Below are 25326 nucleotides of genomic sequence, written 5' to 3' on the forward strand. Positions count from 1 at the left end.
CGCCGAAGTTACTGACGACACATCAGATCGGGCGCTGACGGTACGCCGGGGACCTTGCCGAGGGAAGACAAAGAACACGCCGGATCGGCGTGTTCGCGAGGGAATGAGAGGCGGGACGGGCGCTAAGCCGGGGCTGCCAGCTCCGCCCACACCGTCTTGCCGGCGCCGTCGGGGTTCCGTACGACGCCCCAGTCCAGGCACAGCCGCTGGACGATGAACATGCCGTGGCCGCCGGGTCGGCCGGCGCGGTGCGGGGTACGGGGTGCGGGCGAGCCGGCGCCGAGGTCCACGACCTCGAGCCGCAGGATCTCGCCGGTGCAGCCGACTCTCAGCTCTTCGGGCCCCTCGGCATGCAGACAGGCGTTGGTGACCAGCTCGGAGACGACAAGCAGCACGTCCTCGGCCGCGGCCCGCTGATCGCCGGTGGCGGCGGGCAGCCAGCCCCACTCGTGGAGGGCCTGCCGGGTGAAGTCACGCGCGCTCGGCACTATGCCGCTGACTTCGCCCAGCCGCAGCCTGCGCACCTGTCCGACCGCGCGAACGGCTGGGGAAGCACCGTCCGGCTCCGGGCCACGGTCGCCCGGCGAGAACGGCCGAGTGGTGCTCATCAGCGCTTCACCTCACCGATTCGCCGACATGCAGGTAACGAGTACCTGACAGATTCATCAGATTCAGCTGTCTCCTGCCCGACCGTTCCGTGAGAACACCCACTAATCCGGTCCGGATGATGTGACGCATGTAACGCCCGGGTCACACCACGGATCAGGAAGGGGAACGATTCAGTCGGCCGGCGAGTCGGAAAGTGCTTCATCGAGGGTGTCATGCACGGTGAAGACCGCCTCGGCACCCGTGATCTCGAACACCCGTGCGACGACGGGGAGCATTCCTGCCAGATGTACGCCACCACCGGCCGCCTCGGCCTTGAGCCGGGCACCGAGCAGCACGTTGAGGCCGGTGGAGTCACAGAACTCGAGCCGTGAGCAGTCCACGACCAGTCTGGAGCGGCCCTCGTCGACGCACCCTTCCAGCGGCTCGCGCAGCAGCTCGGCGGTGGAGTGATCGAGCTCTCCCGCCGGCGTCACGACCGCGCTGGAACCGTGGTGCCGAACCTCGACCTGGAGCCGGCCTCTACTGGTACTGCCGACCATCCCGCGGTCCATGCGCACCCCTTCTGGTTGCTTGCGACGGCGCACGGTGAACCCTACGCCTTCGATACGCCGTTCCGGTAGCCGAACATCCCCCCGAAACAGTCATACCCTCACATCACGCCCTTGCCTTGTTCGGGTCCGACCGGGTAGGGCTAGTAAGGACACGTTCGACCACGGTCGGCTTCGGAGGCGCCGCACACCGCAAGACAGACACATCGGCACTGGCAGCCATATGCCGAGAATGATGGAGGAGACCATGTCACCCCGGCTCGACGAACCGCGAACCGTTACTGACGCCCATGAAAGCGCACGGACCGCGACGTCGACAACCACCCCCTGCCTCGGGCCGGAGGACCCCCAGCCCGAGCAGCTCGAGACCGAGATCGAGGGCCTCGCGGAAGACTTCATCGCGGAGCTGCCCGAGATCCCGCCTTACGCCGAGGTGGGGCCGCTGGATGCGAGGGCCTTGTCCAAGACTCTCTTCGCGCGCCTGGAGGCGCTCGAAGAAGGCACGTACGAGTACTCGTACGTGCGCAACACCCTGGTCGAACTCAATCTGGCGTTGGTGAAGTTCGCAGCCGCCCGATTCCGCTCCCGCAGCGAGCCGATGGAGGACATCGTCCAGGTCGGCACCATCGGGCTGATCAAGGCGATCGACCGCTTCGAGCTGAGCCGCGGCGTGGAGTTCCCCACCTTTGCGATGCCGACGATCGTCGGCGAGATCAAGCGTTTCTTCCGGGACACCAGCTGGTCCGTGCGGGTGCCCAGGCGGCTCCAGGAGCTGCGGCTGGACCTGGCCAAGGCGGGCGACGACCTGGCACAGACGCTCGACCGGGCGCCCTCCGTGGACGAGCTCGCCGAGCGCCTCGGGATCACCCGGGACGAGGTCGTCGAAGGCATGGCGGCCAGCAACGCGTACACCGCGAGCTCGCTGGACGCGCAGCCCGAGGAGGACGACAGCGAAGGTGCGCTGGCGGACCGGATCGGCTACGAGGACCACGGGCTCGAGGGCATCGAGTACGTCGAGTCCCTGAAGCCGCTGATCGCCGGACTCCCGCAGCGCGACCGGCAGATCCTGTCGCTGCGCTTCGTCGCCAACATGACGCAGTCGGAGATCGGCGAAGAGCTCGGGATCTCGCAGATGCATGTGTCGCGACTGCTGACGCGGACGCTGCGCCGGTTGCGCAAGGGTCTGATGATCGAGGAGTGACCGTTATGCGCCGTCCGACCGACCGCGCAGCTGTGGGAAGGGCCTGCCCCGAGGTGTGAGGGCGGGCCCTTCCTCGTGTTCGCCCCCCGCAGCGCGTCCGCCCCCGCCCGCCCGACCGGCTCCCGCCGGCCGCCCGCCGACCTCCTCCCGTCTCCCGTCTCCCGCCCGTCGGCCGCCTGACGTCCGTCCGGCATGCGTCCGCCTGGCGTCCTCACCGCGGGCCCACCGGTGGCGCACCGGTCACGCGCCGGGACAGCCCCGCTCACCGCGCCGGAGAGCGCGAGCCGGGAGCCCGGCCGTATGCGATCGCGACGGCCAGGATCGAGCCGGCGACGACCAGCAGCACCACCGACGGGCGCCGGCGCGCCGTCCGTGGGCCGGGGCCGAGCGCCGGGGGCAGGGACCGGGACCCGTGCCCGGGAGCCTCAGACGACGAGCTCGCCCCGGTGCCAGACCGCCGACGCCAGGGGTACGCCGGGGCGGTAGGCGAGATGCACATGTGACGGGGCGTCGAGCAGGACCAGGTCGGCGCGGGCGCCGGGACCGATCCGTCCGACGTCGGTACGGCGCAGGGCCGCTGCGCCGCCCGCCGTCGCCGACCACACCGCCTCGTCGGGGGTCATCCTCATCTCCCGTACGGCGAGGGCGATGCACAAGCCCATGGAGCTGGTGAAGGACGAGCCGGGGTTGCAGTCGGGGGACAGTGCCACGGTGGCGCCGGCGTCGAGCAGACGGCGCGCGTCGGGGTACTGGGCGCGGGTGGAGAACTCGGCGCCGGGGAGCAGCGTCGCGACCGTGTCGCCACTCGCCAGAGCGTCGATGTCGGCGTCGGTGAGGTGCGTGCAGTGGTCGGCGGAGGCTGCGCCGAGTTCGACCGCGAGCCGCACACCGGGGCCGTACGAGAGCTGGTTGGCGTGCACCCGGGGGATCAGGCCGCGGGCCGCGCCGGCGGTGAGGACCGTACGGGCCTGGTCGCCGTCGAAGGCCCCCTTCTCGCAGAAGACGTCGATCCAGCGGGCGTACGGTGCGCAGGCGTCCAGCATCGGGCCGGTGACGAGGTCGACATACTTCGACGGGCCCGAGGGGTCGTCGGTGAACTCGGGGGCGACGATATGCGCGCCGAGGTAGGTCACCTCGTCGGTGTGGGCGGCGGCGATGCTCAGAGTGCGGGCCTCGTGCTCGGTGGTGAGGCCGTAGCCGGACTTGATCTCGATGGTCGTGGTGCCCTGGCGCAGCGCCTCGCGGACGTAGCGGCCGGCGTTGGCGTGGAGGACGTTGTTCGACGCGGCGCGGGTGGCGGCGACGGTGGTGCGGATGCCGCCCGCGGTGTAAGCGCGGCCCGACATACGCGCGTTGAACTCCTCCGTGCGGTCGCCCGCGAAGACCAGGTGGGAGTGGGAGTCGACGAAGCCCGGGACGGCGGCCCGGCCTTCGGCGACGACCCGGTTGTCAGTGCTGGGTGCTTTGCTGGATTCACCGACCCAGGCGATGCGGTCGCCGTCGATGACGACGGCCGCGTCCTGGATCAGACCGAGAGGGCCGGAGCCGAGGGAGGGGTCGTTGGTGACGAGACTGCTGATGTGGGTGATAGCGGTTGCCATGGCTGCGCTGAACTCCTTTGGCCGCTGTGGCCGCTGTGGCCGCTTCGTCCGGGTGTCCGTCAGGGATGTCAGGGATGTCAGGGGTGTCATGGATGCCGGTGACGTCCGTGGCAGCACCGGCGTCACGGGCATCGCCGGCGTCACTGACGGAGCGCGGCGATCGAACCGGCCAGTTCTGCCGGGACATGCGGGACGAGCTGGTGGACTCCGTCACGGACGATATGGCGGCCCGCCACCACGGTGTGCCGGACATCGGCGTTGGTCGCCGCGAATATCGCGGTCTCGGCTCCGAGCCGGGGCAGCGGCCCCGCTGTGCGGACGGTATCGAGCGCGATGCTCGTGAAGTCGGCCAGGGCGCCTGCCTCTATGTGCCCCGCGTCGCTCCATCCGAGCGCGGCATGGCCTTCGGCGGTGGCGGTGCGCAGCAGCTGGGAGGCCGTCCAGTGGCCGCGCGTACGGGTGCGCAGCCGCTCGTCGAGCTCCATGGCGCGGGCCTCTTCGAGCAGGTCGATCACGGCGTGGCTGTCGCTGCCGAGGGAGAGCGTGCAGCCCGCGCCCTGAAGCTGCGCGGCCGGGCCGATGCCGTCGGCGAGATCCCGCTCGGTGGTCGGGCACATGCACACACCGGTGGACGAGCCGCCGAGGAGGCGGATGTCCTCGGGGGTGAGGTGGGTGGCGTGGACGGCGGTGGTGCGCGGTCCGAGCACTCCGTGATCGGCGAGGAGCCGGGTGGGGGTGCGCCCGTGGGCGTCCTGACAGGAGTCGTTCTCGGCGGTCTGCTCGGAGAGGTGGACATGGAGGGGGGCTTCGTGGTCCTCGGCCCACCGGGCGACGGTGGCCAGTTGGTCGGCCGGGACGGCGCGTACGGAGTGGATGGCGGCGCCGATCCTGGCGTGGTCGCCGTGGCCCCCCGCGGCGAGGGCCGAGACCCTGTCCGCCCAGGCCCCGGCGCTGCCGTCGCTGAAGCGGAGCTGGTGGCGGCCCGGTGCCGCGCCGAAGCCCGAGGAGAGATAGCAGGTGTCGAGGAGGGTGATGCGGATACCGGCCTCCGCCGCGGCCGCGATCAGGGCCTCCCCCATCGCGTTGGGGCGGTCGTAGTGGGTGCCGTCCGGGCCGTGGTGCAGATAGTGGAACTCGCCGACGGCCGTGATTCCGGCCATGGTCATCTCGGCGTAGACGGCGCGGGCGAGATCGAAGTAGCTGTCGGGGGTGAGACGGGAGGCAAGCCGGTACATCTCGTCGCGCCAGGTCCAGAAGGTGCCCGAGCCGACCTGGACGGTGCCGCGCAGGGCCCGGTGGAAGGCGTGCGAGTGGGCGTTGGCCAGCCCGGGGACGGTGAGGCCGCGGAGCGTGACCGCTCCGGCCGGCGGTTCGGCCGTCCTGGCCCGTACGGCGGCGATCCGGCCGTCGCGCGCCGTCTCGATGAGCACATCCGGTTCGACGGTGCCGTTCAGCCAGGCGTGCTCCGCCCAGTAGGTCTGCGGTGTCAGCGACACGCCAGGCCCTCCAGTACGTCGGCGAGTGCGGTCACCCCGGCGAGGCAGTCGTCCTCGGCCGCTGTCTCGGCGGGTGAGTGCGAGACGCCGGTGGGGTTCCGTACGAACAGCATGGCGGTGGGCACCGATGCGGACAAAATACCCGCGTCGTGGCCCGCCCCGGTGGGGAGGACCGGGACGGGGACGCCGTCCTTCCCCAGCAGGCCTGCGAGCTTGTCGCGCAGGCCGTGTTCGAACTCGACCACGGGGGTGAAGGACTCGCGGGTGATGCGTACGTCGACGCCGTCCAGCGCGCCCCGCTGCACGGCAGCCCGCTCGATCTCGCCCACGACGGCCGCGAGGGTCTCCTCGTCGGCGGCACGGGAGTCGAGCCAGCCGCGTACGAGGGAGGCGATGGCGTTGACGCCGCCCGGTACCACGCGGACCTTGCCGAAGGTGGCGAGGGCGCCGGCGAGCCCGGCCCGCTCACGGGCCGCGAGCACGGTCGCGGCGTACGTGAGCATCGGGTCGCGGCGGTCCTCGATACGGGTCGTCCCGGCGTGGTTGGCCTCACCGTGGAAGTCGAACCGCCAGCGGCCGTGCGGCCAGATCGCGGAAGCGACGCCGACGGGGTGGCCGGAGCTCGCGGTCGAGCCGCTGCCGGCCGGGGCCAGGGCGCGGCCCTGCTCGAGGTGGAGTTCGACGAACGCGCCGATGCGGGCGAGGCGTTCGGGGTCGGGACCGATGCGTGCGGGGTCGTAGCCGGCCCGCTCCATGGCCTGCGGGAGGCTGGTGCCGTCGGCGTCGCGCAGTGCGTGCGCCTGCTCGGCACCGAGCTGCCCGGAGGCGAGGCGGGAGCCGACGCAGGCGAGGCCGAAGCGGGCGCCCTCCTCGTCGCCGAAGTTGACGACGGCCAGCGGGCGGGCGGGCTCGGCGCCGCGGGCCCGGAGTTCGTCGAGCGCGGCGAAGGAGGAAACGACGCCGAGCGGGCCGTCGAAGGCGCCTCCGTCGGGTACGGAGTCGAGGTGCGAGCCGGTGACCACGGCGTTCCCCAGCGCGGGGTCACCGAGCCAGGCCCACTGATTGCCGTTGCGGTCCAGCTCGTAGGCCAGCCCCCGGGATTCGGCCTGGTCCCGGAACCAGGCCCGGCAGTCGGCGTCCGCGCCGGTCCAGGCGATGCGGCGGTAGCCGCCGCTGTCCGCGTCGCGGCCGATGGGCAGCAGATCACGCCACATCTCGTGGAAGGACGCTCCCCGCCGCGCCTGCGGCGCGGGGCTTTCCCGCCCAACGGCCCGCGATGCGGAGGCTGAGCCCGCATCCCCACTCCTGGCGGCGGATTCGGCCTCGGACCGGCGCGAAGCGTTCTCGGTCACGTGTCGCCGCCCTCACGCATCGGGACGCGGACACCCCGCTCGGCCGCGACCTCGTCGGCGCGGTCGTATCCGGCGTCGACATGGCGGATGACGCCCATCCCCGGGTCGTTCGTCAGCACCCGGCGGATCTTCTCGCCCGCGAGGGGCGTGCCGTCGGCGACCGTGACCTGGCCCGCGTGGATGGAGCGGCCCATGCCGACGCCGCCGCCGTGGTGGATCGAGACCCACGACGCCCCGGAGGCGACATTGACCATGGCGTTGAGCAGCGGCCAGTCGGCGATGGCGTCCGAGCCGTCGAGCATGGCCTCGGTCTCGCGGTACGGGGAGGCGACGGAGCCGCAGTCGAGGTGGTCGCGGCCGATCGCCAGGGGAGCCTGGAGCGTGCCGTCGGCGACCATCTCGTTGAACCGCTCGCCCGCCTTGTCCCGCTCGCCGTAGCCGAGCCAGCAGATACGGGCGGGCAGGCCCTGGAAGTGCACCCGCTCCCCCGCCATCCTGATCCAGCGGGCGAGGGACTCGTTCTCCGGGAAGAGTTCGAGCATCGCCTTGTCGGTCGCCGCGATGTCCTTCGGGTCGCCCGAGAGGGCCGCCCAGCGGAAGGGGCCCTTGCCCTCGCAGAAGAGCGGCCGGATATAGGCCGGGACGAAGCCGGGGAACGCGAACGCCCGCTCGTACCCGGCGAGTTGGGCCTCACCGCGGATGGAGTTGCCGTAGTCGAACACCTCGGCGCCCGCGTCCATGAAGCCGACCATCGCCTCGACGTGCTTGGCCATGGACTCCCGCGCCCGCTGGGTGAAGTCGGCGGGCTTCTCGACGGCGTAGGAGGCCATGTTGTGGAAGTCCACGCCCACCGGGAGGTAGGCGAGCGGGTCGTGGGCGGAGGTCTGGTCCGTCACGATGTCGATCGGGGCCCCCTCCGCGAGCAGCCGCGGGAGCAGTTCCGCAGCGTTGCCGAGCAGCCCGATGGAGAGCGGCTTGCGGCGGTCACGGGCGTCGGTGGCGAGGGCGAGCGCGTGCTCCGGACTGTCGGCGCGGACATCCAGGTAGCGGTGATCGATACGGCGTTCGATGGCACGCGGGTCGCAGTCGATACAGATGGCCACGCCGCCGTTCATGGTGACGGCGAGCGGCTGGGCGCCGCCCATGCCGCCGAGACCGGCGGTGAGGGTGATCGTCCCGGCCAGCGTCCCGTCGACACCCTTGCCCTCGGAATGCAGCTTGGCGGCGACGGCGGCGAACGTCTCGTACGTGCCCTGGAGGATGCCCTGGGTTCCGATGTAGATCCACGAACCGGCCGTCATCTGGCCGTACATGGTGAGTCCCAGCGCTTCGAGGCGGCGGAACTCCTCCCAGTTGGCCCAGCCGCCGACCAGGTTGGAGTTGGCGATCAGCACGCGCGGCGCCCACTCGTGGGTCTGCATCACGCCGACGGGCCGGCCGGACTGGACGAGCATCGTCTCGTCCTGCCGGAGGTCCCGGAGGGTACGGACCATCGCGTCGTAGGAGCGCCAGTCGCGGGCCGCCTTGCCCGTGCCGCCGTAGACGACGAGCTTGTCGGGGTGCTCGGCGACCTCGGGATCGAGGTTGTTCTGCAGCATCCGCAGGGCGGCTTCCTGCTGCCATCCCCGAGCGCTCAGTTCCGTACCGCGCGGTGCTCGTACGGGCCGCGGTCCTGACATGGGCACTGCCTCCCTGCCGTCGACTGGATCGATGACGTTCTGAATAAGTCACTGCACATATTCCTGAGATGAATAGAGATAGTCAACAGCAGGTCGTGCGGCTACAGCGTGAATCCGGCCGGGAACGGATCGGCCGGATCGAGGACGTACTGCCCCATACCGGTGATCCAAGCCCGCCCGGTGACGGTGGGGATCACGGCCTCACGGCCGCCTACCGGGGCGGTTCCGATGAGGCGGCCGGTGAACCGGGTGCCGATGAACGACCCGTTGACGAAGTCCTGGTGGAGCGGCAGCTCGCCGCGCGCGTGCAGCTGGGCCATGCGCGCGCTGGTGCCGGTGCCGCACGGGGAGCGGTCGAACCAGCCGGGGTGGATGACCATGGCGTTCCGCGAGTCGCAGACATCCGCATCCGGCTCTCCCGACACAGCCGGCACGCCGGACACGCCCGGTACACCCGGCGCAACCGGTTCACCCGATACGCCCGGCATGACCGGTGCGCCCGGCACGCCCGGGGCCGTGAACTGGACGTGGTGACAGCCCGCGATCCCCGGATCCTCCGGGTGGACTGGCCGCCGGTGCTCGTTGATCTCGGCCATGACGGCCAGACCGGCGGCAAGGATCTCGTCCTTGTGCTTCCTGGAGAACGGGATGCCCAGCCGGTCGAGCGGGGTGATCGCGTAGAAGTTTCCGCCGTACGCCATGTCGTAGCGGATCTCCCCGAGGCCTGGCACACGGACGGTGGCGTCGAGCTCGTCGGCGTACGAGGGCACGTTCTGCAGCGTGACGTGTTCGGCGCGGCCGTCCCGTACGGCGACGCGTGCCTCGACCAGGCCGGCGGGCGTGTCGAGGCGCACCGTCGTCATCGGCTCGGTGACCTCGACCATGCCGGTCTCCACCAGGACGGTCGCCACACCGATCGTGCCGTGTCCGCACATCGGCAGACAGCCGGTGACCTCGATGAAGAGCACGCCCCAGTCCGCGTCCGGGCGGGTCGGTGGCTGGAGAATCGCGCCGCTCATGGCGGCGTGGCCGCGCGGCTCGTTCATCATCAGCCGGCGGATGTGGTCGAGATGTTCGATGAAGTGGAGGCGCCGGGCCGCCATCGTGTCGCCCGGGATGGGGCCGATGCCATCGGTGACCACCCGGGTGGGCATGCCCTCGGTGTGGGAGTCGACGGCGCTGAAGCGGTGGGCGAAGGGAGAGCCTGCCACGTCTTCGGGGCTGTGGGGGCGCATCAGTTGGCACCTGCCTCGGCCCCGGCCCCGGCGCACGTGGGCGTGGACGACGGCGTGGACGACGGCGTGGACATGGACGTGGTCGTCGGACCGTGGGCGGCGAGGTGGTCGATGGCGCGCCGTACGTCGGCGTCGAGCTGCGCGAGCTGGTCGGCGCCGAGGGCGCCGCGGGGCGGGCGGCACGGTCCTCCGTACCGGCCGACCAGGTCCATCCCGCGCTTGATCGCCTGGACGAACTCGGTGCGGGAGTCCCAGCGGAACGCGGCGACCAGGGGTTCGTACAGCGCCCGTGCCTCGGCGAGGCGCCCGGCGCGGGCGAGTTCGTAGAGGCGGCACGACTCGGCGGGGAAGACGTTCGGGAATCCGGCGAACCAGCCGGTGGCGCCCATGAGGAGGGCTTCCAGTACGAGGTCGTCGGCGCCCGCGATGACCTCGATGCCCGGAGCCTGCTCCTTGATGTGCAGCACGCGGCGGATGTCGCCGGAGAACTCCTTGATCGCGACGATGTTGTCGATCGCGGCGATCTCGCGGAGCATCTCGGGGGTCAGATCGACCTTGGTGTCGAGCGGGTTGTTGTACGCCATGACGGGGAGACCGGCCTTGGCCACCTCCGCGAAGTGGTGGACGACCTCGGCCGTGGTGGCCCGGTACATCGTGGGTGGCAGGCACAGGACACCGTCGGCGCCGTCCTCGGCGGCGAGTTCGGCCCAGTGCCGCGCCTGGTGCGCGCCGGGCCCGTGCGCGCCGACGACGACGAGCGCGTCGCGACCGACGGCGTCGACGGCCGTACGGGCGACGGCGCGGCGCTCGGTGTCGGTGAGGGAGGAGTACTCACCGAGCGACCCGTTGGGGCCGACGCCGTGGCAGCCGCTGTCGACGAGCCAGCGGCAGTGCTCGGCGTAACGGTCGAGGTCGGGACGCAGGCCCGCGGGCGCGGCGGGGTCCTCGGCGTAGGGGAGGGCTGTGGCGACGACGACGCCGGTGAGGGCGGGAGCGGGGGTGCGCGGCTGGGCCATGGGGGCCTCCTGTCGGGGGCGGATCTGTCCGGTGACCAGGCGTACGGGTACGGATACCTGGTCGGGACGGGTACGGGGAGGGGACAGGTACGGGGGCTGACGAGGCACGGGGCCGGGACGGGCACGGCCGGGACGGGAACCGGCCCCCGACCGGAACTGGCCCCGGGACGGGGACTGGCCAGGGCACCGGGTGCGTGTCCTGGCATCGGCGGATCCCCCGTCTACGTCCCATCGGCCAGGTCGCCGAGGCGGATGGGCTGGGCGATCGGCCGCCGGTCCACGACGGAGGCGTCGGAGAGGCCCGTCAGTTCCACGGCGTTACGGCCGCAGACGCGGCCCTGGCACAGGCCCAGACCCACCCCGCTGGTCAGCTTGAGGGCGCGCACGCCGTCCGCGCCACGGTCCCGGACCGCGCGGCGCAGATCGCCCGCAGCGACCTCCTCGCAGCGGCAGATCGGCGTCCGGTCCGTCAGCCAGCCCTGCCAGCCGGGGCGTACCGGGTGCGCGGCGGCGAGGGCCACGGCGAAGCGGCGGCCGGATCGTACGCGGGCGGCCACGGCAGCCCGGTCGTCCGGGGGCGCCGACGCCGCCGCCAGACCCGCCATCTCCCCCTCGGCGGCAGCCGGTTGAGCGCCGCCGATGCCCGTGATCTCGCCCGCCGCGTACACCCCGGGCACGGTCGTCGCCTGCGCGGCGTCCACGGCCACGTACGGATGGCCGTCCGGCCCGTTCCGCAGCGCGCATCCCACCGCGACGGCCAGCTCCAGCTGCGGTGTGAAGCCGTACCCGGCGCAGAGCGCGTCCAGGCCCTCGATACGGCGCTCGGTGCCGGGCCGGATGTTCCAGTCCGGGTCGAGGCGGGCGATTGTCACCGCCTCGACCCGGTCGCGGCCGTGCGCGGCGACCACGGCGCGGCGGGTGCGGTACGGCACGCGGTGGCGGGCCGACCGGGCGGCGTACGCGGCGAGTTCGGGGAGCTTGGCCCGGCCGTCGCGGACCGCCGTGACCGGGTGGCGCAGCCAGCGCAGCGGCGAGCCCGCCTCGTACACCCCGAGGACCTCGGCGCCGACGTCGAGCAGGGAGTCCATCACCGGCAGCAGGAAGGGGCCGGTCCCGGAGACGACGACACGGCGCCCGACCGCGATCCCCTGCCCCTTGGCCAGGGCCTGTGCCGCACCGGCGGTGCAGACGCCCGGCAGCTCCCAGCCCGGGAAGGGCAGGGCGCGGTCGTACGCACCGGGGCAGAGGACGAGCGCGGCTGCGGTGAGGGTCCCGCCGGCGCGGGCCGGCGCGTCGGCCGGGCCCTGCTGGATGTGGACCGCGTGGGTCCCCTCCGGGCCGGGTTCGAGCGCCCAGACGGCGGTACGGGGGCGGTAGTCGATACGGGGGTGGGCGAGCACGGCGCGTTCGAGCGGGGCTGCCGCGCCCGGGCCGGCGACGAGGGACGGCCGGTGGTACTGCCCGCCGGGGCGGGCGCCGTTGTCGAGGAGGACGACCTCGGCCCCGGCCCCGGCGGCGGCGAGCGCGGCCGCGCTTCCGGCGGGCCCGGCTCCGACCACGACGATCTGCGGCTGTGCGGCGCAGTCCGGTTCCCGCACCTCGGCACGCGCTTTCCCCCGAGCGGCCGGAGCCGCGCAGCCGAGCGGCGCCGGAACCGGACCGCTCGCGCCACCCGGCCGCCCACCCGGCCGCCCACCGAGGCCGTTGGCCGCGCCCTCGGACGCGGCGGGGGCGACGGCGTCACACTGCTCACCGCGGGGCTGGGACTCCTGCTGTCCCTGGCCCGGGACGGGAGCCAGGCCCGGGACCGGGCCTCCGGATGACGGGGACGGTTCGGGAGCGGGCTCCGTGCCCGCGGCGCCTTTCGGCTCCTGAGGACCCGCGGGGCGGGGCCCAGGGCTCGGTGCGGCGCTCGGTGCGGCGCTCGGTGCGGCGCTCGGTGCGGCGCTCGGTGCGGCGCTCGGTGCCGGGCCGCCTGGGGCGGACTCCGGCCCCGGACCGGACGAGGTGGCACCGTCCATAACCCCCGCCCGGAAGGGCAGTTCCGCGCCTTCCTGGGTGCGGATCTCATCCCCCGGAACCGCCTCGCGGAGGCAGGCGCGGACGTCCGGGGCCCCGTTGACCACCACCAGGCAGTCGTGGCACGCCCCGATCCCACAGAAGATTCCGCGCGGCCTGCCGCCGTGGCGCGTCGTGCGCCAGGAGGTACGGCCGGCGGTGATCAGGACCGCGGCGACCGTACTGCCCTGCCGGAAGTGGAACGATTCGCCGTCCACGGTCAGCGTCGGCACGGCTCCTCCTCGATCGACAGTCCCGGCCGCCCCACCCGGAACGGCTCCGGGTCCACATGCGGCTTCTCCCCGGTGTAGAGCTCCGCCAGCAGTTCGCCCGTCGCCGCCGCCAGCCCGATGCCCGCGCCCTCGTGTCCCGTCGCGTGCCACAGGCCGGGCCGCCGCGGGTCCGCTCCGATGACGGGGAGGTGGTCCGGGGTGTACGGGCGGAAGCCGCCGTACGCGCGCATCACCGGGACGTCCCGCAGGACGGGGAAGAGGACGGCGGCCTTGCGGGCGAGGGCGCGCAGCACGTCCACCCGCACCGTGTCGTCGAATCCGGCGCGCTGCCGGCTCGATCCGATGAGCACCGTCCCGGCCCGGGTGGACTCCACGACCGCCGACGTCCGCAGGTCCTCCTCTCCGCTGCCGACCGCGCCGACGTAGTCGGCGTCGTAGACCTTGTGCCGGACGGTTCCCGGCGGCAGCGGGGCGGTGACCAGGACCATGCCGCGGCGCGGCAGTACGGGCAGCGGGCCGCCGGCGGCATCTGCGAAGCACCCGGCCCACGGGCCGCAGGCGTTGACAACCGCGCCGCAGGGCACCGGGCCGGCGTCGGCGGTGCGGACGGCGACGACCCGGCCCCCGCCCTCGCACGTGACGCCGGACGCGTCCGTTCCGGTACGGATCTCGCCGCCCCGGGCGCGTACGGCGGCGAGCAGCGCGGTCGCCGCCAGGACCGGCTGGAGCTGGGCGTCCTCCGGGTAGCACACCGCGGCCCGCACCCGCTCGGTCAGCTGCGGCTCGTGCGCGGCCGCTTCGCTCGCCGTGAGGTCGCGCGCGTCGACCCCGGCCGCGCGCTGGGTCGCGGCGAAGGTCCGGAGGGCGTCGGCGTCGGGCTCGCGTGTGGCGACGACGAGCCCGCCCTTGGGCTCGTACTCGCAGCCCGCCCGCTCGGGACCGAGCTCGTCGGCGAGCGCGGCCAGCAGCTGCGGCCAGCGGCGCAGCGAGGCCTGGGCGAGGGCGAGTTCCGGTCCGGGGGCCTTGTCGGAGACCAGGAGGTTGCCCTCGCCGCGGGCGGTGGTGCCGGAGGTGAGGGGCGCGCGGTCGAGGACGGTGACCCGCGCTCCACGGCGGGTCAGGGCCTCGGCGCAGGCCGCGCCGGTGATGCCGCTGCCGACGACGACCACATCGGGATGTTTCCGGAGCACGAGCATGCGGAGCACCGCCGTTCTCGCAGGAAAAATCGTTCTCTGAAAAGAACGACGGTGACGCTAGTGGGGTGTGCCGGAGGGGTCAATACCCGCACCGTCCGGGTACTCGATCAACAGCACGGAGACGACCGGGACTTCGCCCGCCGTCTCGTAGATGTGCGGCCGCCCGCCGGGCAGCCGGACATAGTCGCCGGGGCCCAGCTCATACGGGTCCTCCGGCGGCCCGACACGGAGCACACCCTCGGTGACCACGACATGTTCCAGTCCCGGGTGCCCGTCGGAGTGCTGGCGTGCCCCGGGCCTGACCCGCTGGTCGTAGAGCTCCAGCACCCCGCCCCTGGGCTCGATACGGCGCAGCATCCGCAGGTCGACCGCCTCGCTGCTGAGGACTTCGAGACTGCCGGACCGTACGAGCAGCACGTCCGGATCGGTCCGCTCGGTGAGCAGATCGGAGACGGGGACCCGCAGAGCGTTCGACAGACTGAACACCGTCTGGATGGTCGGGTTGCCTTGGCCGGACTCCAGTTGGGACAGGGCGCTCTTCGCGACACCGGACCTGCGGGCGACCTCGGAGAGCGAGAGACCGCGCTCGGTGCGCAGGGCGCGGAGGTTGGCCCCCAGCATGCGCCCCGCCCGCCCCTGTTCCACGGCCACGGCTCCTCCTCGGTCGGCGGCGGCCACTGTAACGACCCGCGCGGCGCGTTCGAACCCCGGTCCGGGAAATCCTGGGCAGAGGTGGCGGGCGGATGGTGGAGTGGCCTCATGACCTCCACGGACAGCGATGACCAGGGCCACGGGAGCAGCCCGGCGGGCAGGCGCGAGCAGGCTCTGCGGGCGGCAGTGAAGCAGGGGATGATCGGTCCCGAGGAGCCCGTCGCCGGGCTGCTGGACGTGGCCGGTATCCGGCAGTCGGCCGCCGCGCTGCGCGCCGCATTCACCGAAGTCGTCGCCCCCGGCACGCCCGTCCTGCACGCTTTCGCCGTGAAGGCCGCCCCCCTCGTGCCCGTGCTGCGGCTGCTCGCCGACGAGGGGCTGGGCTGCGAGGTGGCCAGCCCCGGGGAGCTGGCGCTGGCCCGCGCGGCCGGGCTGTCCCCGGACCGTACGGTCCTGGACTCCCCCGCCAAGACCCCGGCCGAGCTGCGCGAAGCCCTCTCCCTGGGCATCGCCGTCAACGCCGACAACCCGCAGGAACTGGCCCGCCTCGACGAGTTCATGGCGTCCACGACGACCGACTCCCCCCTCGGCCTGCGGATCAACCCGCAGATCGGCGGCGGCGCCATCGACGCGCTGAGCACGGCCACCGCCACCTCCAAGTTCGGGGTCGCCCTGCTGGACGAGGGGGCGCGCGACTGGGTGGTCCGCGCCTATCTGAACCGGCCCTGGCTGACGATGCTGCACTCCCATGCCGGCTCCCAGGGAGTCCCGCTGGAGCTGATGGCCGCGGGCGTGCGCGAGACATATGAGCTCGCCGAGGAGATCAACGCGGCGGCCGGGCGCCGCCAGATCCGCACCCTGGACATCGGCGGCGGCCTCCCGGTCAGCTTCACCTCGGACGAGCCCCCCGCCTTCCGGGAGTACGCGCAGCTGCTGCGCCGCACCGCCCCCGTCATGCTCGACGGCCGGTACGGCCTGGTCACCGAGTTCGGCCGGTCACTGCTCGCCAAGAACGGCCTGGTGCTCGCCCGGGTCGAGTACGCCAAGACGGCGGGCGGGCGACCCATCGCCGTCACGCACGCGGGCGCCCAGCTCGCCACCCGTACGGTCTTCGCCCCGGATTCCTGGCCCCTCCGGGTGGAGGCGTACGACGCGGAGGGCCGCCGCAAGCCCGGCCCGGACGTGGCCCAGGACGTCGCGGGGCCCTGCTGCTTCGCGGGCGACCTGGTCGCAGTGAACCGGCAGCTGCCGCTGCTCGAGGCAGGTGACCTGACGGCGCTGCTCGACACGGGCGCCTACTACTTCACCAACCACTTCGCGTACAACAGCCTGCCGCGCCCGGCGGTGTACGGCTACGCACCCGACCCGGCGGCGCCCGGGGGCGTGCGCTTCTCTCTCGCGCGCCCCCAGCAGACCGTCGAGGAGATCGTCGCCGAGAGCGGCGAAGGCCAGCGCGACGCGCTCACCGGCCTGCGGTGAGCGATGTGATGTGAGCGCCGGAAACGGGGAAGCCAGTTCCCATGCAGACACCCGACACCCCATCAGGTTCGCCCTCCTCATCCGGAAATGGACACCCGGCCGAGGAGAGCACAGCGCTCAAGCGAGCCATCGGCCCCAAACTGCTGCTCCTGTTCGTCATCGGGGACATCCTCGGCACCGGCATCTACGCCACCACCGGCAGCGTCGCGGGAAAGATCGGCGGCGCGCTGTGGCTGCCGTTCACGATCGGCTTCGTCGTCGCGCTGCTGACCGCCGCGTCGTACGTGGAGCTGGTCGGCAAGTACCCGAAAGCCGCCGGGGCCGCGCTCTACACCCAGAAGGCGTTCAAGGTCCCCTTCCTGACCTTCATCATCGCCTTCATGGTGCTGTCCTCCGGCCTGTCGTCGGCGAGCGCGGCCGCCCGCGCATTCAGCGGCGATTACCTTCAGGAGTTCGTGGACATCTCGCCGACGCTCATCTCCATCCTGTTCATCCTCGCGCTCTCCGCGCTCACGCTGCGCGGTGTCTCCGAATCCGTGAAGACGAACGTGGTGTTCACCCTGGTCGAGCTGACCGGCCTGCTGGTCATCCTGGCGATCGGGGCGTGGGCCGTCGTCACCGGTGACGGCGAACCGTCGCGACTCGGCGACATCGAGACAGGCGGCACCGGGTACGCCCTGCTCACCGGCATCCTGGGGGCGACGGCGCTGGGCTTCTTCGCCTTCGTCGGCTTCGAGGACTCGGTCAACATGGCCGAGGAGACCAAGGACCCGGTGCGCGCCTTCCCCCGCGCGATCTTCGCCGGTGTCGCGATCACCGGCACGATCTATGTCCTGGTCGGTCTCGTCTCCTCGCTCCTCGTCGACTACAAGGTCCTGGAGGGCTCGTCCGGGCCGCTGCTGGAGGTCGTGAAGGCGGGCGGGGTCGACTTCCCGCCGAAGCTCTTCGCGCTGATCGCGCTGTTCGCGGTCAGCAACTCCGCGCTGATCAACATCATGATGGCCTCCCGGCTCTGCTACGGGCTGGCCAACGAGCGCATCCTCCCCCGGGCCATGGCGCGCGTCCTGCCGCGCCGCCGGACTCCGGTCGTCGGCATCCTCTTCACCACGGCGATCGCGGTGGGGCTGGTGTCGACGGGCGAGATCGAGGGTCTCGGCGACACGACGGCCTTCCTGCTGCTGTGTGTCTTCGCGGTGGTCAACGTGGCGGTCCTGGTACTGCGCAGGTCCCCTGTCGCTCATGACCACTTCCGCACCCCGACGCCGCTGCCCGTACTCGGTGCCATCACCTCCGTGATCCTCGCCAGCCCGCTGGCGGACCGCGCGGCGGACGTCTACATCCGGGCGGGCGTACTGCTCGCGATCGGCATCGCGCTGTGGGTGGTGAACAAGCTGGTGCTGCGGGCGCGCGGCGAGTGACGTGCCGCCGTGCGGCGCACCGGACCGGACAGGTCGCCCCGGCATCCTGGGTCCGCCACGGCGCCCGGGACCGCACCGCGTGCCGTGCTCCCGGTGCATCCCCCGGCGGCGAAGGGCCGGGGCACGCGGCGAGCGACGCGCCGTCGTGCAGCACGCTCGGCGAGGCTGAGGCGCCACGGCGCCACGGGCCGGGCCGGCGCCCGGGGCGCGCTCCGTCGCCGCAGCACACTCCCGGCGACCCCCATCCCGCGAACGCTGCACTGCGGGGGGTCGCCACACTCACGAGCCGCCGTGCCCGACCGGCCGGGTCCCACGGCCGTCCACCTCGGCATCTCCCAGCATCCGTACTGGACAGCCGTCCGCGCGTGGAGGCATCGCGCGGGAACGGTTCACTCCACGAACAGGCCCCGCGCCGCCGCCTGTGCGTCGAACTCCTCCAGGCGCGCCTGCGCGTCCGGCAGGCCGTCGCACATCGCCTCCAGCAAGGCCCGCCCCAGCAGCATCGGCGCGCACGCCGTGTCGAAGGCCAGCCCCGTGCCGACGGCCGCGGGCAGCAGCAGATCGCTGTGCTTGGCGACCGGCGCGAAGGCGCTGTCGGCCACGGTGACCACCGTCAGGCCCGCCCCGCGCGCGTGGTCCAGCGCCTCGACCACCTCGCGCGGGTGGCGCGGCAGCGCGAAGCACAGCAGCGCGGTCGCGCCCGCGCGCACCGCCGCGTCGATCCGGTCGGCGAGCACCGTGCCGCCCTCGTCGAGCAGCCGTACATCCGGGTGCACCTTGGCGGCGAAGTACGCGAAGCCACGCGCCTGCGCTGCCGCGGCACGCAGCCCGAGGACCGGCAGCGGCCGGGAGGCGGCCAGCAGCCGGCCCGCCCGCTCCACCGGTTCGGGGTCGGCCAGCACCGCCGCCAGATGCCGCAGATTCTCGATCTCGGCCTGCACCGCCTGCTGGTATTCGTTGAGCGCCTCCCCGCCCTCCTTCCGCTCCGTCGGCGCGACCTCCCGCAGGTGCCTGCGCAGGGCCGGATAGCCGTCGAAGCCGAGGGCGACCGCGAAGCGGGTCACCGACGGCTGGCTCACCCCGGCGAGTTCGGCCAGCTCGACGCTCGACAGGAACGGCGCGTCCGCCGCCCGCCGCACCATGCAGTGCGCGATCCGCCGCTGTGTCGGCGTCAGCCGGTGCCCCTCGAAAAGCTTCTGCAGCCGGGTGGACGCACTGGATGTGCCGGACGTACCGGAAGTGCCGGACATACCGGATGTGGCCGGCCCGCTGTCGGCGCCCGCGTCACTCATCTGCTTCTCCTGTCCGTCGTACGGCTCCGCGCACGCACCGCCCCATCTCCCCTTCCGTCACCGGGAGTTCGGTTGACACTTCGCTCTGCACGGCCTCACCGTTCGCTTCACAGTCCGGTGAACCGGTCGAGTATTCCGGCTGCCGCCGTCACATCATCCGTCAGCGGCCGGTCCCGCAGGTCCGGGTCCAGGACTTCCGCAGCCGGCTCGAAGGCCCGCCCGACCGGCAGTTCGGGATCCAGGCGAAGATCGCGCCGGCGCAGCGCCCGTACAGCGGCGACCAGTTCGCACCCCAGCACGAGCCGGAAGGGCTCGCCGACCCGCAGGCTCTGCCGCGCGGCGAGTGAGGCGAAGCCGGCCTGTTCCGGGTGCGCGCCGGAGTCCAGGGCCTCGGCCAGCGCCGTCACCACGCCGGGCCGCAGGCCGTGCCCGACGGCGGAGGAGGGCACCGCCTCGTGCCGGTTGGCGCCGACGCCGGTGCTGCGGCCGTAGACCCGTCCGCCGACGGCCAGGTCATGCGCGGTACGCCAGGACTCCTCAACCCGCTTCAGCGCCTCCGGATCGGGTACGGCCCGTACCGCGCCTTCCGCGAGCCGTACGACATCGGCCACCGGGAGCGTCCTGCCATCCAGTGCAGCGGCAGTGACTGGCGTGGAGCTGTCCACCATGTGGGACGACATCATGCTCAAGCTCCTCCATATCCGGACACTCCGTCTTGCTCTTCGGGGCGGAAGTCACCTGCGGTTCACCGCGAAGCATTGACAACTATTCAGCCACCAAGAACTCTGCATGACCATATACAGGCCGGGCAAGGGATGGCTGATGATCAAATTCGACGCGGTGAGCAAGCGTTTCCCGAACGGCGCGACAGCGGTCCACGAGCTCACGATGGACCTCCCCGAGGGCGGCATCACCGTCCTCGTCGGATCCTCGGGATGCGGCAAGACCACCACCGCCGAGTGGGTCTCGAAGCACGGCCTCGACAAGAAGTAGGGCCGCGGGAACAGCGGCACTTCCGGACCGCATCAGCCCGCAGCCACGCCGGTCCGGACCGCATCAGCCCCCAGCCACGCCGGTCCGGACCGCGTCAGTCCAGCGGCCAGGTGTGCACGGGGACGTTGAGGTGCATGTACTCCATGTACCTCTGCGTCATCCGGCGCAGCGCCTCATGGTGGTCGATGTAGGACGCGTCCTCGATCGCGTGGTACATCTCCGACTGCCACACCGCGCCGTTGCGCCCGCTCACACAGCGCTGCTCGATGATGCCGAGCAGCGGTTCGCGCCACGCGGCGTCCATGCCGGAGCGTTCCAGGCCCTCGTGGGCCAGCGGCAGCAGACGGCGCAGGACGAGTTCCGTCGCGGGCACCTCGCCCATGCCGGGCCAGTAGAGGAGGGCGTCGATGCCGTGCCGTGCGGCGGCGTGCAGATTGTCCTCGGCGGCGGAGAAGGACATCCGGGTCCACACCGGCCGTTCCTGCTCGGCCAGGGCGCGTACGAGCCCGTAGTAGAAGGCGCCGTTGGCGGCCACATCGGCGACCGACGGGCCGGCCGGCAGCACCCTGTTCTCCACCCGCAGATGGGGCTTGCCGTGGACGACCGCGTACACCGGCCGGTTCCAGCGGTAGATCGTCCCGTTGTGCAGGGTGAGTTCGGGCAGTTCCGGGATGTCGCCGCCTTCCAGCACCTCCAGCGGGTCCTCGTCCTCGCACAGCGGAAGGAGGGCGGGGAAGTAGCGGACGTTCTCCTCGAACAGGTCGAAGACCGAGGTGATCCACCCCTCGCCGAACCACACCCGGGGCCGTACGCCCTGCACCTTGAGCTCCTCGGCCCGGGTATCGGTGGCCTGCTCGAACAGCGGGATGCGCGACTCCCGCCACAGCTCCTTGCCGAACAGGAAGGGCGAATTGGCGGCCAGCGCGACCTGGACACCCGCGATCAGCTGGGCGGCGTTCCAGTAGGGGGCGAACGCCTCCGGGCTGACCTGGAGGTGATACTGCGTGCTCGTGCACGCGGCCTCGGGGGTGATCGTCTCCGCGTAGGTGCGCAACCGCTCCACCCCGTCGATCGCGATCCGTAGATCCTCCCCGCGCGCGGCAAACACCTGTTCGTTGAGCAGCCGGTAGCGCGGATCCTCCGAGAGGGCGTTCTCGTCCACATGGCTCTGCCGCAGGGTCGGCAGAATGCCGATCATGATCAGGTGCGCGCCGACCGCGGCGGCCCGCTCCTCCGCGTGGTTGAGGGCGTCCCGCACCTCCTGCTCCCAGTCGCCCGGGCCCCCGGCGGTCAGCCGGCGCGGAGGGATGTTGATCTCCAGATTGAACCGGCCGAGCTCGGTCGACCAGGCGGGATCGGCGATCGCCTCGAGCACCTCGGTGCTGCGCATGGCCGGCTCGCCGGTCGCGTCGACCAGGTTCAGCTCGATCTCCAGGCCGACCTGTGGGCGTTCGATATCGAAGCGCGCCTCGCGCAGCATCTGGGCGAACGCGTCGAGGCTTCGCTGCATCTTCTTCCGGTACCGGCGGCGGTCATCACGAGTGAACACGAGCGCCGGGACGTCGCGTCCCATCACGCCTCCCGAGATCTCCTCGGCCCTCGCCCCCGCATCTCAGCGTCGCACGCCACGCCCGGCCCGGCCAGTGCCGGAGCCCTCCCGCCGACTTCGTACGCCACCTCTCGTGGTACCTCGTACCGACCCACGCGCTTCGTCCTCAAGCAGGAGGCAGCAGACGCTTCTGCGGCTTGCCCATGGCGTTGCGGGGCAGTGCGTCCAGGAAGACCACCCGGCGCGGGCGCTTGTGGACGGACAGATGCCCGGCGACGAAGTCGGTCAGCTCGCGCTCGGTCACCCCGTCGGCGACGACATACGCCACAATCTCCTGGCCGAGGTCCTCGTGCGGGGCGCCGACCACCGCCGCCTCCTGGACCGCCGGGTGGTCCAGCAGCGCGTTCTCGACCTCGCCCGCGCCGATCCGGTAACCACCGGACTTGATCATGTCGGTGGAGGCCCGTCCGACGATGCGGTGCATACCGTCCGGCTCGACGGCCCCTATGTCGCCCGTACGGAACCAGCCGTCGTCGGTGAACGACTCCGCCGTCGCCTCGGGGCGGCCCAGATATCCGCTGAACAGGGTCGGGCCGGTGAGCTGGAGCTCTCCGATCCCGGCACCCTCCTCGGCGACGATCCGGGTACGGATGCCGGGCAGCGGCGTGCCGACATAGCCGGGCCGCCGCTCGCCGCCCGCCCGGGTGGACACGGTGATCAGGGTCTCCGTCATCCCGTACCGCTCGACGGGCCGCTGCCCGGTGAGCAGCTCCAGGTCGCGGAAGACGGGCGCGGGGAGCGGCGCGCTGCCCGAGACGAGCAGCCGGGCGCTGCTCAACTCCCGCGCGGCGGCGGCATTCCGCGCCACCCGGCCCCACACCGTCGGCACCCCGAAGTACAGGCTGCCGCCCGCCGCTGCGTACGCCTCCGGGGCAGGCCGGCCGGTGTGCACCACACGGCTGCCGACCCGCAGCGCGCCCAGCACGCCGAGCACCAGTCCGTGCACATGGAACAGCGGCAGCCCGTGGACGAGTGTGTCCTCCGGCGTCCACTCCCAGGCCTCGGCGAGGGCGTCCAGATCGGCGGCGACGGCCCCGCGCGGGATCAGCGCGCCCTTCGGCCGGCCCGTCGTTCCCGAGGTGTAGAGGATCAGTGCGGTGGCCTCCGGCGCGGGCTCGGGCTTCGTCCAGGCCGCACGCTCCGCCGGGTCCACCGGTACGACCTCGATGCCCTGAGCAGGGCCGCTCGCGGGACCGCCCCCCGGGCCCCCGCCGCCCAGCAGCAGCTCGGCCCCCGAGTCACCCAGGATGTGCTCCTTCTCGGCGGGCCCCGAATCCGGCGGCAGCGGCACCACCGGCACCCCGGCCAGCAGCCCGCCCACCACCGCGACGACGGTCTCCAGCGACGCGTCCGCCTCCACCGCGACAGCGGAGGCCCCGGCGATCCGGCCCGCGACCGCACCCGCCGCGCCGAGAAGCTCCTCGCGCGAACAGGACCGCCCGGCGACGGTCAGCGCGTCGGCGAGGTCCCGGCCATGCGGCTCGGTGACGTACGGCAACAGGGACGCGGCCACAGCTCGCTCCTTCTCCTCCGGGCGTTTCCCGGTTCGCAATCATGGGGCTGGCCCCACCGACAGGCTCTGCCCGTGACCGTAGCGTGAACACCATGGCAGCCCACGATCCCGAGCTGAAGAAGGAACTCGACCGACCCTGTACCTGGGCCGGAATCGTCGGCGTGAACGCGGTGTACGCGGCCGGCGCCGGCCCTGGCAGCGGAAGACGCGCCGCAAACAGGAGAGCGACGGGGACTGACTCGGCGCCGCTGGAGGGACGGTGTGCGCGTCCGTGCCGAATGCCGGGTACGCCCACCCGGCCCGCCCGAACCCAGTGTCGCGAGGGCTGCCCGCCGTCCCTGCCGAACGGCCCGTGACCTGGGGTCACGGGCCGCACGGCAGTGGGGTGAGCGCGGGGACCGCCGCACCCCGGCGGGAGCCGGGGGCGGGACGACGGCGGTCCCCGCGAGGGACGCGGGCCGGGTCAGTTCCGGTTTGCCACGTCCGGGCGACCATGGAGGTCCGGGAGCCGCTCCGGAGGTCCTGGGCGCCGTACACGGTGTCGGTTCGTTCACTTGTCTCCGTGCCCTTGCCGACATCCACCAATGTGCCGGATCCGTGTTAAGTCCGTGCTGCGCGCGCATGACGCATGCGTACCAGTTACGCGAAGCCCGTCCCCAAGCCCGTTTTCCCGGCGCCTATTTGGCGGCCTTGGCCAGGAAGGCCAGCAGGTCCTGGCGGCTCACAACGCCCGTCGGCTTGCCCTCCACCAGCACGATCGCCGCGTCTGCCCGGCCGAGCACCGCCATCAGGTCCTCGACCGGCTCGCCGGACCCGACCTGCGGCAGCGGCGGGCTCATGTGCTTCTCGAGCGGGTCCGAGAGCGTCGCGCGCTGCGCGAACAGCGCGTCCAGCAACTCACGTTCCACGACCGAGCCGATGACCTCCGCGGCCATCACATCCGGGTGGCCGGCGCCCGGCTTCACGATCGGCATCTGCGAAACGTCGTACTCGCGCAGCACCTCGATCGCCTCGCCCACCGTCTCGTCCGGGTGCATATGGACGAGCGAGGGGAGCCCGCCCTGCTTGTACGCGAGGACATCGGCGACACGTGCACTGGGCTCGCCCTCCTCGAGGAAGCCGTAGTCCGCCATCCAGTCGTCGTTGAAGATCTTGCTGAGGTAGCCGCGGCCGCTGTCCGGCAGCAGGACGACCACCACGTCGTCCGGGCCGAGCCCTTCCGCGACCTTCAGCGCCGCGACGACCGCCATCCCGCAGGAGCCGCCGACCAGCAGGCCCTCTTCCTTGGCGAGCCGGCGGGTCATCTGGAAGGCGTCCTTGTCGGAGACCGCGACGATCTCGTCGGTCACCTCGGGGTCGTACGCCGTCGGCCAGAAGTCCTCACCGACGCCCTCGATCAGATACGGCCGCCCGGAGCCGCCGGAGTACACGGATCCCTCGGGGTCGGCGCCCACGATCCGTACGCGCCCCTCCGAGATCTCCTTCAGGTACTTTCCGGTGCCGCTGATCGTCCCGCCGGTTCCGACGCCCGCCACGAAGTGAGTGATCCGGCCGTCGGTCTGCTCCCACAGCTCGGGGCCGGTCGACTCGTAGTGCGAACGCGGGTTGTCCGGGTTGCTGTACTGGTCGGGCTTCCAGGCGCCCGGCGTCTCGTGCACCAGCCGGTCCGAGACGTTGTAGTACGAGTCGGGGTGCCCGGGGTCCACTGCAGTTGGGCAGACCACGACCTCGGCGCCGTACGCCCGCAGTACATTGATCTTGTCGGTGGACACCTTGTCCGGGCAGACGAAGATGCACTTGTAGCCCTTTTGCTGGGCCACGATCGCCAGGCCCACACCGGTGTTGCCGGAGGTCGGCTCCACGATGGTGCCGCCCGGCTGGAGCGCGCCGGAGGCCTCCGCCGCCTCGATCATCCGGACGGCGATGCGGTCCTTCACGGAACCGCCGGGGTTGAAGTATTCGACCTTGGCCAGGACGGTCGCCTGGATCCCCTCGGTCACGCTGTTGAGCCGCACCAGCGGGGTGTTGCCGACGAGCTCAATCATCGAATCGTGATACTGCACGACGTTCTCCAGGTCAGAGGCGAGGGTCTCCGCGGGGTCTCCGCGGTAGGGCGGGCATCCGCTCGCGCGTGCCCGTGTGTGCCA

The 25326-nt window shown here is 72.2% G+C and carries 19 protein-coding genes and 2 pseudogenes; 4 read left to right on the plus strand and 17 right to left on the minus strand.

What is annotated here, in order from left to right:
• Nucleotides 1-122 precede the first annotated feature (122 nt).
• On the minus strand, nucleotides 123-608 hold the full coding sequence (locus tag ABZW18_RS16450) for an ATP-binding protein (protein ID WP_356187788.1): 486 nt from the start codon (nucleotides 606-608) through the stop codon (nucleotides 123-125).
• 171 nt (nucleotides 609-779) lie between these two features.
• Nucleotides 780-1160 carry an STAS domain-containing protein gene (locus tag ABZW18_RS16455; protein WP_356187790.1) on the minus strand — a complete coding sequence of 127 codons (381 nt, stop codon included), beginning with the start codon at nucleotides 1158-1160 and terminating at the stop codon, nucleotides 780-782.
• 232 nt (nucleotides 1161-1392) lie between these two features.
• On the opposite strand from ABZW18_RS16455, the gene ABZW18_RS16460 reads away from it, so the two are divergent.
• Entirely contained in the window at nucleotides 1393-2358 is a 966-nt protein-coding gene (locus tag ABZW18_RS16460) for an RNA polymerase sigma factor SigF (protein ID WP_356187792.1), read from the plus strand.
• Between the two features lie 425 nt (nucleotides 2359-2783).
• On the opposite strand, the gene hutI is transcribed toward ABZW18_RS16460, so the two are convergent.
• The 9 genes from hutI to ABZW18_RS16505 form a co-directional block, all read right to left on the minus strand.
• On the minus strand, nucleotides 2784-3959 hold the full coding sequence (gene hutI / locus ABZW18_RS16465) for an imidazolonepropionase (RefSeq protein WP_356187794.1): 1176 nt from the start codon (nucleotides 3957-3959) through the stop codon (nucleotides 2784-2786).
• Nucleotides 3960-4099: 140 nt separating this feature from the next.
• Nucleotides 4100-5455: a formimidoylglutamate deiminase gene (locus ABZW18_RS16470; RefSeq protein WP_356187796.1), complete on the minus strand. Its 1356-nt coding sequence runs from the start codon at nucleotides 5453-5455 to the stop codon at nucleotides 4100-4102.
• Complete coding sequence (locus ABZW18_RS16475) at nucleotides 5446-6669, minus strand: allantoate amidohydrolase (protein ID WP_356187874.1); 1224 nt, start codon at nucleotides 6667-6669, stop codon at nucleotides 5446-5448. Before ABZW18_RS16475 ends, ABZW18_RS16470 begins: the two co-directional genes overlap by 10 nt.
• A gap of 134 nt (nucleotides 6670-6803) precedes the next feature.
• On the minus strand, nucleotides 6804-8486 hold the full coding sequence (gene hutU, locus ABZW18_RS16480) for a urocanate hydratase (RefSeq protein WP_356187798.1): 1683 nt from the start codon (nucleotides 8484-8486) through the stop codon (nucleotides 6804-6806).
• Between the two features lie 101 nt (nucleotides 8487-8587).
• On the minus strand, nucleotides 8588-9721 hold the full coding sequence (locus ABZW18_RS16485; protein ID WP_356187800.1) for a proline racemase family protein: 1134 nt from the start codon (nucleotides 9719-9721) through the stop codon (nucleotides 8588-8590).
• A complete protein-coding gene (locus ABZW18_RS16490) occupies nucleotides 9721-10737 on the minus strand; it encodes a dihydrodipicolinate synthase family protein (RefSeq protein WP_356187802.1) in 1017 nt (338 codons plus the stop codon). The genes ABZW18_RS16485 and ABZW18_RS16490 overlap by 1 nt, the downstream gene beginning before the upstream one ends.
• A gap of 221 nt (nucleotides 10738-10958) precedes the next feature.
• Nucleotides 10959-13028 carry a 2Fe-2S iron-sulfur cluster-binding protein gene (locus ABZW18_RS16495; RefSeq protein ID WP_356187804.1) on the minus strand — a complete coding sequence of 690 codons (2070 nt, stop codon included), beginning with the start codon at nucleotides 13026-13028 and terminating at the stop codon, nucleotides 10959-10961.
• Complete coding sequence (locus ABZW18_RS16500; RefSeq protein WP_356187806.1) at nucleotides 13016-14224, minus strand: FAD-dependent oxidoreductase; 1209 nt, start codon at nucleotides 14222-14224, stop codon at nucleotides 13016-13018. The genes ABZW18_RS16495 and ABZW18_RS16500 overlap by 13 nt, the downstream gene beginning before the upstream one ends.
• A 57-nt stretch (nucleotides 14225-14281) precedes the next feature.
• On the minus strand, nucleotides 14282-14875 hold the full coding sequence (locus tag ABZW18_RS16505) for an XRE family transcriptional regulator (RefSeq protein WP_356187808.1): 594 nt from the start codon (nucleotides 14873-14875) through the stop codon (nucleotides 14282-14284).
• Between the two features lie 108 nt (nucleotides 14876-14983).
• On the opposite strand from ABZW18_RS16505, the gene ABZW18_RS16510 reads away from it, so the two are divergent.
• On the plus strand, nucleotides 14984-16354 hold the full coding sequence (locus tag ABZW18_RS16510) for a diaminopimelate decarboxylase (RefSeq protein ID WP_356187810.1): 1371 nt from the start codon (nucleotides 14984-14986) through the stop codon (nucleotides 16352-16354).
• A 41-nt stretch (nucleotides 16355-16395) separates the two neighbouring features.
• Nucleotides 16396-17772: an APC family permease gene (locus tag ABZW18_RS16515; RefSeq protein ID WP_356187812.1), complete on the plus strand. Its 1377-nt coding sequence runs from the start codon at nucleotides 16396-16398 to the stop codon at nucleotides 17770-17772.
• A gap of 389 nt (nucleotides 17773-18161) precedes the next feature.
• On the opposite strand, the gene ABZW18_RS16520 is transcribed toward ABZW18_RS16515, so the two are convergent.
• The 3 genes and pseudogenes from ABZW18_RS16520 to ABZW18_RS16530 all read right to left on the minus strand — a co-directional run.
• A complete protein-coding gene (locus ABZW18_RS16520) occupies nucleotides 18162-19022 on the minus strand; it encodes a MurR/RpiR family transcriptional regulator (protein WP_356187876.1) in 861 nt (286 codons plus the stop codon).
• A 149-nt stretch (nucleotides 19023-19171) separates the two neighbouring features.
• A pseudogene (locus tag ABZW18_RS16525) lies at nucleotides 19172-19429 on the minus strand (histidine ammonia-lyase); the annotation flags it as partial.
• Nucleotides 19430-19513: 84 nt separating this feature from the next.
• A pseudogene (locus tag ABZW18_RS16530) lies at nucleotides 19514-19747 on the minus strand (aromatic amino acid lyase); the annotation flags it as partial.
• Between the two features lie 139 nt (nucleotides 19748-19886).
• Here ABZW18_RS16530 and ABZW18_RS16535 point away from each other — a divergent pair.
• Entirely contained in the window at nucleotides 19887-20057 is a 171-nt protein-coding gene (locus ABZW18_RS16535; protein WP_356187878.1) for an ATP-binding cassette domain-containing protein, read from the plus strand.
• Between the two features lie 94 nt (nucleotides 20058-20151).
• On the opposite strand, the gene ABZW18_RS16540 is transcribed toward ABZW18_RS16535, so the two are convergent.
• The 3 genes from ABZW18_RS16540 to ABZW18_RS16550 form a co-directional block, all read right to left on the minus strand.
• Nucleotides 20152-21630 carry a glutamate--cysteine ligase gene (locus ABZW18_RS16540; protein ID WP_356187814.1) on the minus strand — a complete coding sequence of 493 codons (1479 nt, stop codon included), beginning with the start codon at nucleotides 21628-21630 and terminating at the stop codon, nucleotides 20152-20154.
• A 142-nt stretch (nucleotides 21631-21772) separates the two neighbouring features.
• Nucleotides 21773-23179 (minus strand): acyl-CoA synthetase, encoded by a 1407-nt coding sequence (locus tag ABZW18_RS16545; protein ID WP_356187816.1) that lies wholly within the window; start codon nucleotides 23177-23179, stop codon nucleotides 21773-21775.
• A gap of 677 nt (nucleotides 23180-23856) precedes the next feature.
• Nucleotides 23857-25242 carry a cystathionine beta-synthase gene (locus ABZW18_RS16550; RefSeq protein WP_356187818.1) on the minus strand — a complete coding sequence of 462 codons (1386 nt, stop codon included), beginning with the start codon at nucleotides 25240-25242 and terminating at the stop codon, nucleotides 23857-23859.
• Between the last annotated feature and the right edge of the window lie 84 nt (nucleotides 25243-25326).

This window comes from Streptomyces sp. NPDC004647 (assembly GCF_040609575.1).
GTDB lineage: Bacteria > Actinomycetota > Actinomycetes > Streptomycetales > Streptomycetaceae > Streptomyces.